The 11,619-nt window shown below is 61.3% G+C and carries 11 protein-coding genes; 4 read left to right on the forward strand and 7 right to left on the reverse strand.

Annotation, left to right across the window (positions count from 1 at the left end; translation table 11 throughout):
• Positions 1–21 precede the first annotated feature (21 nt).
• The 4 genes from AM2010_RS07160 to AM2010_RS07170 all read right to left on the reverse strand — a co-directional run bounded on the left by AM2010_RS07160 (position 22) and on the right by AM2010_RS07170 (position 5,201).
• The gene (locus AM2010_RS07160) at positions 22–1,419 is read right to left on the reverse strand and encodes a TniQ family protein (RefSeq protein WP_082132824.1); all 1,398 of its coding nucleotides are present in this window, start codon (positions 1,417–1,419) and stop codon (positions 22–24) included.
• A gap of 138 nt (positions 1,420–1,557) precedes the next feature.
• On the reverse strand, positions 1,558–3,735 hold the full coding sequence (locus AM2010_RS07165) for an ATP-binding protein (protein ID WP_082132825.1): 2,178 nt from the start codon (positions 3,733–3,735) through the stop codon (positions 1,558–1,560).
• A 63-nt stretch (positions 3,736–3,798) separates the two neighbouring features.
• Positions 3,799–3,972 (reverse strand): hypothetical protein, encoded by a 174-nt coding sequence (locus tag AM2010_RS14185; RefSeq protein ID WP_156178715.1) that lies wholly within the window; start codon positions 3,970–3,972, stop codon positions 3,799–3,801.
• 254 nt (positions 3,973–4,226) lie between these two features.
• Positions 4,227–5,201: a DNA cytosine methyltransferase gene (locus tag AM2010_RS07170; protein WP_047806493.1), complete on the reverse strand. Its 975-nt coding sequence runs from the start codon at positions 5,199–5,201 to the stop codon at positions 4,227–4,229.
• A gap of 14 nt (positions 5,202–5,215) precedes the next feature.
• Between AM2010_RS07170 and AM2010_RS07175 the strand changes: the two genes are divergently transcribed.
• Entirely contained in the window at positions 5,216–5,653 is a 438-nt protein-coding gene (locus tag AM2010_RS07175; RefSeq protein WP_047806494.1) for a hypothetical protein, read from the forward strand.
• A 9-nt stretch (positions 5,654–5,662) separates the two neighbouring features.
• Here AM2010_RS07175 and AM2010_RS13740 read toward each other — a convergent pair whose 3' ends face one another.
• Positions 5,663–6,703, reverse strand: a complete 1,041-nt coding sequence (locus tag AM2010_RS13740) for an META domain-containing protein (protein ID WP_053043992.1) — start codon at positions 6,701–6,703, stop codon at positions 5,663–5,665.
• A 307-nt stretch (positions 6,704–7,010) separates the two neighbouring features.
• Between AM2010_RS13740 and AM2010_RS07185 the strand changes: the two genes are divergently transcribed.
• Positions 7,011–7,532 (forward strand): GNAT family N-acetyltransferase, encoded by a 522-nt coding sequence (locus AM2010_RS07185; protein ID WP_047806495.1) that lies wholly within the window; start codon positions 7,011–7,013, stop codon positions 7,530–7,532.
• Positions 7,533–7,592: 60 nt separating this feature from the next.
• Here the strand turns inward: AM2010_RS07185 and AM2010_RS07190 are convergent, their stop codons facing one another.
• Positions 7,593–8,717, reverse strand: a complete 1,125-nt coding sequence (locus AM2010_RS07190; RefSeq protein ID WP_047806496.1) for a copper resistance protein B — start codon at positions 8,715–8,717, stop codon at positions 7,593–7,595.
• Positions 8,714–10,561 (reverse strand): copper resistance system multicopper oxidase, encoded by a 1,848-nt coding sequence (locus tag AM2010_RS07195; RefSeq protein WP_082132826.1) that lies wholly within the window; start codon positions 10,559–10,561, stop codon positions 8,714–8,716. The genes AM2010_RS07190 and AM2010_RS07195 overlap by 4 nt, the downstream gene beginning before the upstream one ends.
• A 91-nt stretch (positions 10,562–10,652) precedes the next feature.
• On the opposite strand from AM2010_RS07195, the gene AM2010_RS07200 reads away from it, so the two are divergent.
• The gene (locus tag AM2010_RS07200) at positions 10,653–10,928 is read left to right on the forward strand and encodes a metal-sensitive transcriptional regulator (RefSeq protein ID WP_236699435.1); all 276 of its coding nucleotides are present in this window, start codon (positions 10,653–10,655) and stop codon (positions 10,926–10,928) included.
• Positions 10,925–11,539, forward strand: a complete 615-nt coding sequence (locus AM2010_RS14005) for a DUF2231 domain-containing protein (RefSeq protein ID WP_058350902.1) — start codon at positions 10,925–10,927, stop codon at positions 11,537–11,539. The genes AM2010_RS07200 and AM2010_RS14005 overlap by 4 nt, the downstream gene beginning before the upstream one ends.
• Positions 11,540–11,619: the final 80 nt, after the last annotated feature.

The following is an 11,619-nucleotide window of genomic DNA, read 5'->3' on the forward strand; positions in this document are numbered from 1 at the left end:
AGGTTCTGACACTCACATGCGTCATTCGAGCGATCGGGCTCCGAAAGAGGGCTTATCTGTGCCGAAGCCATCTCTTTCTACGACCGCCCGCAGCTTTCTGACCTCGTCGATGGTTCGCTTGCCCAATAGATGCAGCAGGTCGCTGTCGGATAGAGTTCTGTCGTTTCTCGACGCCTCAGTCAGAGCATAGCGGATAACGCGGAGATGGAAACTGTCTAGACTTTCGGCACGGTCGGTCAGCAATGAGCGAAATTGTCCTCCCAGATCGATGCGCCAAGCATGGGCAATCGCTGGCGAACGGCGAAAGATTTCGGTCGGGAGCGCTCGAACCGGGGGCTGCTCGAGAAGGATCTGATCGATTGTTGTGGACACCAGCTTCTTAAGCTCCTTTTCCGTCAGGCTCTCCATCCTCCTTCGCCTCTCCACCGCACTGAGGTCGACGTGAATGCCCGTCCAATCTCGTGTCTCGGCGGGAAAGAAGAAGCTACTCTTCTTGAGCTGGAGATACGATCGCAGCACTGCATAGGTGAACGTCACCCGCGATGGCGGCGCATCTCTTGTCGTATGCATCGTTACCCAGCCGTAATGACCCGCGGTATTTACTGCCTTGGCCAACCACGGCCACAACCGGATCAAATCGGCGCTATCCCGCCGGAATTCTCGGGCCAGCCGAACGTTATCGATGTCGTCATGGCCTGGACTCCTGCGGTAGCCGGTTTCCAGCACCATGGTCCGAAGCGATGGATCGAACGCGGGACGAGCTTTTCCCTGCCAATCCAAGAGGTCATAACCCACGGAGGCGAGATGAAGAAACCTTTCGAGGGAAGGTTCACCCATCTCTGGCAGCAGTGGCGATCCCTGGACTTGGGGTTCCGAAACGAGTTCGTATCGCTGCACGCCGGACGAAGTGGTCACCGAGGAAGCCCGGAGCGGAATACGATGTTCGACGCAGACCAGGCTCGTGGGCAGCTGGTGTCGTCGTTGCCAGTATCGCATACCGGCATTCGCCTCGTTCGCGAGATCGCAAGCTGGGCAAAAGCGGAGAAATTCGGGACGTGGCACATGGGACAGGCGACCAAGAACCTTGTTGTGCACTTTAAGATCGGAGAGCATCGCACGCAGCACCTCGTCCCTTTGCCTCTGCTCAAGCAGTGCCACGAAGAAGGGATATAGGGTGTGTTCGCGGATCAACTGCGCTGGATCGGAGGCGCCAATCGCCTTGGCCAGGCTCGCGACCCCTATGGGAAGATCGTAGGCGAAGCGGACCTTCCGCCGCCCGAAAAGCGCTTCGTTCGTCGAATAGCTGTCCATTCGGGAGAGGGACGAGAAGCGCGCGACAGCCGAAAGCAGGAGCTCGTCCGCAAAGATGGGTGGAAAAAAAGGTGACGCGGCGTGTGCGCGATGGCTCGTTTCGCTCATCGCGCAGCCGGTAGCGGCCCGAAGTTCACCATCGATCGACGTTCGAACATTGCAGACTTGCGGGCGATTCCGCCCCTCCGGCGGAATGCTCGTGAAGGAGCCGAGGCAACGGCGCCGAGAAATGTCGGCTTTTGTGCTTCACGTAACCGGTCGGCAATCATGGGCTTCCGCACCGTCATTTTGCTGGATTGCTGCGACGTTTTCGGGATCCGCCTCGCTTTCGGCGTCCTGATCTAGGTCGGCGAGGTCCTTTTCCATCGCTGCTATCGCATGGCCGTTCGCGACCTGTGCATATTCGAGCATCGAACGGGTCCCCATGACCGACCATTCCGAATTGAGGCCCTGCTTCTCGATCTCGTGGAGCAGCAGACGTTCGTCATCGTTGACGGTCTTCTCGTCCGGCATCGAGCCTATCAGGTAACCATGGACCGTCACCTTCCGGTTGAGTTCGGTCCGGCAGTAGGTCTCGATCTTGGCCATGTAGCCCTTCAACTGGACGAGATGCTCGTGCTTGAGAGGGAGGCTGGTCGACTTGAGTTCCACCACGATGATGCGGTGTGGCTGCCCGGTATCGCTCATCAAAAAGACGAGGTCCGGTCGCTTGGGGTCATCCAGCGCCGCCTGCGTGTCGACACCGAGATGCTCGGCGAGCATTGTCGACACGTTCGTCAAGCGCTCGTCGCTGGTCAGGTAGCGATTGAATTCCGGCCTGATCAGCCACGGCTCTTCCTTCAGGAGCTGGTGCAGTTCCTTCTCTATGCCCTTCTTCTTCCAGAACTCATGCTCGCCCTTCCGAACCAGGGCGAGCAGCGCGTTAATGGCGTCCCGGCGGCCGCGGTAGATCTTGAGCGCGTCGCTCTTCTCGATGTCCGCCAATTCGATGAGGTTGAGCGCGACCTGCCGGATCGTCTCCACGTTGGTCTCGAGATGGCTGAGACGGATCAGAACCTCGCCGGTGTTCATGGTCTGGACGATGAGCGGCGCGAGCTCCTCGAACTCGCGCGAGTCGGCCCCGTGCTCGATGGCGAGCCGACGCAGCAACCGACGCGCTGACGCCTTTGCAGGTCCTTCCAGCGTGCTGGTCATCTGCATGGCGAAGCGGGCTTTGGGCGCCTTGGTGATCTCGTCGTCGACCACCTCCTCCTTCCACTTCGCATGGGCGGCCAGGGCGCGTCGCATCCGCTCCTCGACGAACTCAAGGAGTGCGGCGACGATCTCGTTGTCCTCGCGCAGCTGGCTGCGATTGGTGTTGATAAGGTCGATGCCATGCCGGTCGAGTTCGTCGGCCTGCACGATGCATTCCATGTAGCTCTGGCTGTGGAAGTTGTGCATGCCCGTGGGCAGCCCGAAGAGCGAGGGACCGGCCGCGAGCCGCTTGTTGCAGTAGATCCGCGCGCCGCGCTGGCTGGTGGGGAGGTTCTGTCTGCGGAAGCCCACCATGTAGCGGACGGGCATGGTGGCCAGCTCGCCGATCTGGACCTCGTCGTCCGCCAAGTCGTCTTCCGACGCGCCGTGCGGGTAGACGAAGACGTAGTCGGGATCGGGTTGTTCTATCAGCGTATCGTTGATGTGGATCGCCATCTCGTCGGCGCGGATGCCGAAGAACGCACTCCGTATCTGCTTGGCGATGGTTTCAAAGGCGTAGCGCACGGCATCGGACTTCAGGCCGTATAGCGTGACGGTGGTTCCCTTCTGTTCGATGGGCCGCCCTTCGATGTATTCGGCCGGGATACGGACCTCGCCGATGTCCTCGGCTTCGCGGATCACCGCATCGTCGAGCGTGAAGACGGTCGCGAAGTCCTGCCCCTCCCTCTTGGTCTCGATAACCACCTTCGTCGCCGCGCCGAAGCCCGCGAGTTTTCCGAGCCCCTTTCGTCCCATGACATGTCGCTTGCCGCTCTCCGAGGTGAGCACGGTCTCTTCGCCGTCCGCGTCTTCCCGGCGCTTGCGGTTGACGGGCAGGAACCGCTCCTCGATCTGTTCGGGCGACATACCGTGCCCGTCGTCACTGATCGTGATCTTCAGGTCTTCGGGCAACGGCGTGAGCAGGACGGTGAACGGGTCACGATCCCCTGCCTCGACCTGCGCCTTGGCAGTCTCCCGCGCCTTCCCTCTCGCTTCCTCGATAGCGTCGAAGGGTATTGAGATGTCTACGCGGGTCGCCTCCGCATCGTGGGCGTTGGCAACGAACTCCACAAGGCACTTGCCGATCGTGGCATACATGTTGATGCCGAGAGCCTCGAGCATGCCCCCTTGTATCTTGAGCGGGAATTCGGCGGGTCGGTCCTGTTGGCGAATCGTATTTGGGCTGTTCATCCTTCGGTTATGCCCGTTTCGGCAGGACTTGCCATCTCATCGATCCGTCAGTTTTCAACGCTCCTAAACTGCTGGAAGTCGGGCGCGCTCGGATCTTCCTTCGATGGCGTTCGAGGAATAGGTAAGCTCGATGTCCCTGGATCGCTGGAGATCAGGGGGCAGCAGTTCGTCCTTGGTCGTTCGAAGGTCGTCGAGCCTCGATTTCAACCTTTCGATACGCTTGGTGAGCTGTTCCATTTTCCACTCCCCGTGATGCCTTCATGATCAATATGGTCGATGGCTTTCAATTCTACCAGTCGTCTGGAGCCACGCTCGCCCTGCGATGGCGAAGGGATCACGCCAACCCGTCCCTTCAGGGCCCCCATCTAGATAACCGCGCGACTTGCTAAGCCCACGTGCCGTATCCTCAACACGATCGTGAGCTCGCCAAAGCCCGATAGATGGTTCGCTCTTACTCGGAAATGGCCCCCTGTCGGGACAAGTTGCCCTGCTCATGCTGCCGATCGGAATTGCTCCGTCAAGAGCCGGCGAATGCTGCTCGCTACCGCCCTCGCCAACGGAACAGGAACCCCGTTCCCGATCTGGCGTGCCACGGGGTAGTTGCGTCCGACGAATTGCCAGTCGTCGGGCACCCCCTGCAGACGAGCGCCCTCCCTGAGAGAGATCACCCGGTTCGCCGTGGGGTGGATGTAGCGCCCCTTTGACGGGTTCTGGAAAGCACATCGCAAGGTGTTGGCGGGCCTCTCAGGGTCGATACGGCCCCAGACATCCGTGGCCTGGCAACCCACCTGCTTCCAGGATGGCGGGCACAGCTCGGGCGCGGCTCGCATCAGGTCGCGCTTGTCTCCGCCGGCAGGAATTAGTCTCATCCGACCTTCTGCCAGAGACGTCGGCGTCGGCCATCGGTGCAATGAATCATCCGGTTCCACCGGGCGCGCCAGAACGGTTCGCGCCGGAACGGCAGGGCCTGTCGGTGTCGGAACTACCGGCACGCCCACGCGACTTGCGATGGTGAACGAGCGCCGTCTGTATTGCGGCGTGCCATAGTCCGACGCGTCGAGCTCCCATGGGGTTACCTCGTAGTCCAGCGCGACGAGATCATCCCGGATCTTGGACCAGGCATGGGATCGCACGAATGGGGGGACGTTCTCGATGACCACGACGTCGGGCGGATTGGTCGCAGCCAGCCGGACGACTTCGAAGGCCAGCGCGTTACGCTCGTCGAGAGGGTCGCGCCGACCGAGCGTGGAGAAGCCCTGGCAGGGCGGACCCGCGATGAGCACTTCGCAATCAGGCAGTCGCTCGAGATCCGCGACCGAGCCGCAGCGACCCACAGGCGCGATGTTCCGGCCATAGCTGGCGATGGCGTCATTGGACAGGTCGACGGCCAGCACCGGACTGAAGCCCTGTTGCACGAAACCGCCGCTGAAAAGGCCCGCACCCGAGAAGAGATCTACAAATCGCATATTGCATATGCGTTATGCGTTATGCGATTAAGCGAATCAAGATGAAAGAGGTCGGAACCGATGAATTCCTCGCGCTCCTGCGGACGCGACTGAACGATCGCGCCCTGCCTCCGCAGGAGGTGATCGCATCGGCGATCGATACCGATCAGCCGTTCATTTCGCGGGCGAAGAGTGGTTCGTTGAAGCGGGTCACCGCGAGGGTGCGACGACTGGATGCCTATTTGTCCCGCCACGCTTCCAGATCCGCGAACCTTGCGGTAACGGACGACACCGTCTCCGGCTCGGTTAAGGACCGATCGGGGACGCGTCGACGCACGAAACGCGAGCGCGATGAGCGTGAGGTGAAGCTAGCTCGAAAGAGTTGCGAGGCGTATCTTTTGGAAGGTTACAACCCGCGGGTGCTCATCGATCAGATCGACCTTCTCCGGCAAGCCCAGTCGAGATCGCTCTGAAGCGGGGTTCTAGCGCGCTCGCAGCGAATTCTCATCGTCGTTCACGAGCAACAGCGCGTCGTTGGCATTGCGTGACACGTCTAACGGACGGGTCAAAGCAGAAAGGAAACGCTCTTCCTGGTCCATGAGCGCGGGAGCGCAGAGCTTCCTGGTGACCGCGAGGCGGTCGGGCACGATGAGGCGTTGCCCCTCGATCCGATAGGAACCGGTGTAGTCGTTGCAGGACGCCCGCCCCGATATCCGACCTTCAGCGGAGAATGTCATCGTCACGCGGCTGCCGTCGATGATTCCTCGATTGTCGATGTCCTCGACCACCCACTGGTGTCCCGGACGCAATATCGCGGTTGATGAGGTGACGCGCGTGCATTTGGGATAATCGCGAGCGCCTGCTTGCAGCTGCGCGCTGCCTCCTTTTTCCCAGAACAGGACATAGTCCGATTGCCGTGATCTTCCGTTTTCATATTTCCCGCCCGACCCGCTCGGCACCCGACGAAGGTTCTCCTCCCGGTCATCGAAACGGACGATGGCGTCGTTGTCAGAATAGAGGACCTCGATAGTCGTATCGCCGCATCTGTATGCGACTTCGTTCCGCTCGCCGCTACTGCCGCCGCCCCGCACCTGAACCAGCATCACATTGCCGAAGTCCTGGTCTCCCGCAGATGGATGGAGCAGCCGAGCAGTGTCGGTCGTCCACGCGAGGTTTCCGTCGGGTCCGTGGATCGTCGCGCGCAGCGAATAGCGACCGCGAGCCGACAAGTCTTCAGTATCGACCCCGAGCGTGAAGGGGATGGGAACCTGTCGTCCGTCCAGCTGGATCGTCCGGCTCGCGATGGTGTGCGATGGCGCGTCCGCCCGGGAGACATCCTCTAGGCTGATCCTCGCCGTGCTACCGGGGCGCAGGGCGATACGCTCGCGATAGACGAGATTACCGGTAAGCACGGTCTCGCCTGCCTCGACCGAACCTTCGGATTGATCTTCGACATAGGTCGTGCAGGCCGCAAGTCCGGCGTAGGCGAGCGCCGAAGAAAGGAGAAGAGTGGCGGTTTTCACGATTTCGTTCCTGGATGTCTATACTTTCGATAGGCCAACGACATGCCGCAGCCGCCGTTCCACCAGCTAAACGATGCCGAACTCCTCAAGCGGAAAATCAATTCTGATGATCGTGCGCGGTGGCCAGCTGACACCTCCGTAGACCGTTTTCTAGGACGACTACTTTGGCGAATGCTCCATTGGAACTGGGAACCACACTTGTGCGATTGGTATCCATGGATAGCACTTGCGAAGATGATCGTATCTGGTCGAAAGATCATGTCTGGCTGGGCTCGACTGTCGTCCCACGCAGGATAGTATCTTCCTGATGATATCGTTCACTGATGGCTCCTGGCGCGCGATGATGCAGTCGGATCTTCCGATCGTCGCCGACATGGCCTCTTCGTCCCACCCGGATTACCCCGAGGATGCCGCAGTGTTCGCCGAGAGGCTCGAGCTCTTCCCGCAAGGTTGCGCGATCCTTGAGTGCAATGGCGAGGTGGCGGGCTATCACATTGCGCACCCCGGTCGGTTCGGCGAGCCCGTTCCCCTCGATCATTTTCTGGGATCGATACCCGACGACGCCGACGTTCTCTACCTCCATGAAATCGCCCTCTTGCCTGCCGCCAGAGGGAGCGGCGCAGCTAGCGCAGCGGTGACGAACCTCAAGAAGCTCGCCCAACGCTACGACTACGACAGGCTTGCCCTTGTTTCGGTCAATCAGACTTCGGGGTTCTGGCGGGGGCAAGGCTTCGAACCCGAAACCGGCGAGACGATCAACCGGCAACTCGCCGGCTACGGCGGCGAAAGCTCCTACATGGTCTGCGATCTGGGAAAATCTCTACCTTGATGGCACACAGTCGGACTGGTTGCCGCGGATACATCACTCAACAGCGGCGGTCGTTGGTGTCTAGAACCAGAACCGCACACCGATCACGTAGTTCGTGACGTTGGGATCCTCGCCCTCAGCACGGGCATAATCTGCACTCTGGCCGATTCGCCATTCCTGATCGATTCCGATGTAGGGAGCGAACTCGCGGGCGAAGTGATATCGCAGACGCACCCCAGCTTCGATGCTGTCTAACCCCGCACCGATGCCGAGCTCGGGCACGTCCTGTGCCGAGAACGACGCTTCCACTCGCGGCTGGACGACCAGCCGCTGCGTAATGCGCTGGTCGAGTTCGGCCTCCACGCGTGCGGTAAGGTCGCCCTGGTCGGACAGGAATGCGGCGGCGTCGATCTCAAAGAGGTAGGGCGCCAAACCCTGAATACCCACGACAGCATAGGTGCGGTCCATCGGGGCGAAGTCCTGTCGGATACCCGCCTGGAAATCGAAGAAGGGAGCGATGGCACGGCTGTATAGCGCCTGCACTTCGGCGCCTTCTATCTCTTCGCCGAAGCTGCCCTCGCCTTCCGACTTGAACCAGAACTTGTCGAGATCGCCGCCGTAGTATACCTGCAGGTCGAACAGGTAGCCATCGGCGTCTTCGTGGGCACGATACTCGAGACGGTCGCCTTGGAACCAGAAATACTGCTGGCCGCCTTGCTCATGGCGCAGGCGTTCGCGGGCTTCGTCCATCGCCTCGGCGCCCCAATAAGCGTCCGCGGCCTTCGCCGGACCCGAACCCGCCGAGGCAGGGGGTGGTCCTGAGGGAATTTCCATCGCCATGTCGTCATGCGCCATGGTCGAATGGTCCACCTGTTCGCCGGTTGCCTGCCCGTTCGGACCCGGTTCCTGGCCCATGCTCGAATGGTCCATCGACGAATGTTCCATAGTCGAGTGGTCCATAGTCGAGTGGTCCATCTGGGAATGGTCCGTGCCGCTATGATCATCGGATTGCTGCTCGCTCGGCGCGCAGGAACCTTCGGGAACTGCGTGGCCCATCGCACGGTGCCGTTCGGCTTCCGCTTCGCACGCGTTCTGTTCCTGTGTCGAGGGGGACTCGGTCTCCCGGCCGGAAGTGGAGTGGCCTTGATGCTGCGCGAAAGCCGGCGACGCCGCCCCGACGAGCAGGATTGCGATCAGATACTTCATCCGCTTTCTCCCACGCGCTTCGCATCCGGCTGGTTGTCTTGCTGGGCCACTGTCACGACCTGGAACATGCCAGCGTGCATGTGGTAGAGAAGGTGGCAGTGAAACGCCCAGTCGCCGGGCTCATCGGCCGTCAGGTCGAACTGGGCGAAGCCCCCCGGCTGCACGATGACGGTGTGCTTCTGCGGCTGCCGGTCGGCGGGTGCGCCGTTGACCAGTTCGAAGAAGTGCCCGTGCAGGTGGATCGGGTGCGCCATCATTGTGTTGTTCACCAGCTTGACGCGCACCCGCTCGTTGTATGCAAAGCGGATCGGCTCGTCGCTGACGGCCGAGAACTTCTGCCCGTCGAACGACCACATGTATCGTTCCATGTTCCCGGTCAGGTGAATCTCCATCTGCCTGGACGGCGTCCGAAGATCGTCATTTGGCTCGAGCGCCACGAGATCGCGATAGTTCAGCACCTTGTGCGGCACATCGGCGAGACCGATACCGGGATCGCCCATCCGGTCCTGCGGGTTCATTGCCACCATGTCGATACCGGGACCGACTTTGACGTCGGCCGGCAAGCGGGAAGTGTCCCGCATATTCATTCCGTCCATCGACATCCCTGCCATAGCCCCGTCGCTTGCTTCTCCACCCATGTCCGTTCCACCGGCGGAGCGCTCGCCATAACCCATGGCGCTGTGGTCCATGCCGTCCATGCTCCCGCCGGAGTCGCCACCATGCGAGCTGTGATCCATTCCGCCCATACCCATGTCGGCCATGGTCAACAGCGGTGGATCCCGCAGTGCCGGGACCGGCGCGCGTGCACCGGTTCGGCTGGCGAGCGTCGCCACAGCCATGCCCGATCGGTCCATGCTCTCGGCGACGATAGTGTGCGCCTCGCCGGTCGGTTCGACGACGATGTCGTAGGTCTCGGCCGTGCCGATCTGAAACTCCTCGACCTCGACCGGCCGGACGTTGAGGCCATCGGCGGCCACTACCCAGAACTTCATGCCCGGAATGCGCACGTTGAAGAAGCTCATCGCGCTGCCGTTGATGACCCGGATGCGCACGCGTTGACCGCGAGAGAACAGATATTCGAGATCTTCCTCGGGGCCATGTCCATTGGCGAGGTAGGTGTAGGTCGACCCCGTCACGTCGAGGATGTCGGTCGGCATCATCCGCATTTCCGCCCACATGCGCCGTTCCTCGCCGGACAGCGGATAGTCGTCGGTGAGCGTGCGCTGCTGGTAGTTGAAGTAGCCTTCGCCCTTTTTCAGCTTGGACATGATCGTGTGCGGATGCGTCGGCGTGAACTCACTGAGCAGCATCACGTAGTCGGCATCCGCCTGCACCGGATCGGGTCCGGCAGGATCGATGATGATCGGACCGTAATGGCCGACCTGCTCTTGCAGCCCCGAATGGCTGTGCCACCAATAGGTGCCTGCCTGGCGCATGGCGGGCATCTCGTATGTGAAGGTCTGGCCCGGCTTGATACCGGGAAAACTCACGCCCGGCACACCATCGAACTGAAACGGCACGAGGAGACCGTGCCAGTGGATCGAGCTGTCCTCGTTGAGCGAGTTGGTGACGTTGAGGTTCACCGGCTCGCCTTCCTTCAGCCGCACGAGCGGGCCGGGCACGCTTCCGTTCACCGCGACACCCATGCCATGGCGGCCTTGCACGGAGGAATGACCACGCGCGATGGTGAGGTCGATGCTGCGGCCCGACACCTCGTCGAAACCCTGACGGATAGCGGGACCGCTCATGTTGGCCCCGCGGGCCCAGGCCGGCATCGCCAGCGCACCGGCTCCGAGCACACCAGCGCTCAGCAGCCCCCGGCGTGAAACATTCAGTTCGGACATAGGTCTTGCAACTCCTTCTTCGTCGGACATATATACCCCCACAAGGTATTGCAAGATACCCCGACAGGGTATGGACCCGAAAGGATGGCATGTGACCAAGCCCGACACTTCCCGCATCGTGAACCGCCTGCGCCGGATCGAAGGGCAGGTGCGCGGCGTCGCGCAGATGGTCGAGGATGATCGGTATTGCATCGATATCCTGACGCAGATCCAAGCGGTGAAAGCCGCGCTAGGGCGTGCAGAGAGCGAAATCCTGAAACGACATGCAGGCTGCTGTGTGGCAGAGGCCATCGCGAGCGGCGACGCCGAGGAGCAGAAGCAGAAGTTCGGTGAGCTGATCGACCTGTTCGAGAAGGCCAAACGGTGATTCCAGGGCTGCGCCTCCTTGTCTCGCTTATCCTGCTGACGATCGCCCAGCCCGTTCTCGCTCATGGCCCGGAGCAACACGAGAAGGACCAGGCTACGCCCGCCGCCGCGACAGCGAACGCGAATGTTTCTCACGAGGTCTCGCCAGCCGTTGGCGCGAAAAAGGAGCAAGGGCATGCAACACGATCCGCAGAACATCACGAGGCTCAATCGGCATCGATCTGGACGAGGCTGCACCCGGCCACGGTGCATTTCCCGATCGCCTTGCTTCTGATGGCCGCACTGACCGAACTTCTTTCCGTCTTCAACCCGGCGCCAGGCTTACGAAGCGCGGTGCGGGTGATGGCCGTGGGCGGTGCCGTCGGTGCCGTAGTCGCCGCGCTCTTCGGATGGATCCACACCGGACTCTGGCTTGGGGGCGATGCGACGATGCAGTGGCATCGCTGGACCGGCACGGGATTGGCGATAGCGGCCCCGCTCCCGGCGCTGTTGTCGCATCGTGCGGACCGCCTTCCCTTCAGGGGGCTGCTGTTCCTGATCGCGATCGTCTTGCTCGCTCAAGGGTATTGGGGCGGCGAACTCGCTCATGGATCCAACCATCTGGGATTATGAAAATGCCTGTTCGTTTTTACGCTCTTATCTCCATCGGAACCCTCGCCCTCGCAGCCTGCGGAACCGACGCTGTTTCCGAG

The sequence above is a fragment of the Pelagerythrobacter marensis genome (assembly GCF_001028625.1).
In the GTDB taxonomy this organism is placed as follows: Bacteria; Pseudomonadota; Alphaproteobacteria; order Sphingomonadales; family Sphingomonadaceae; genus Pelagerythrobacter; species Pelagerythrobacter marensis.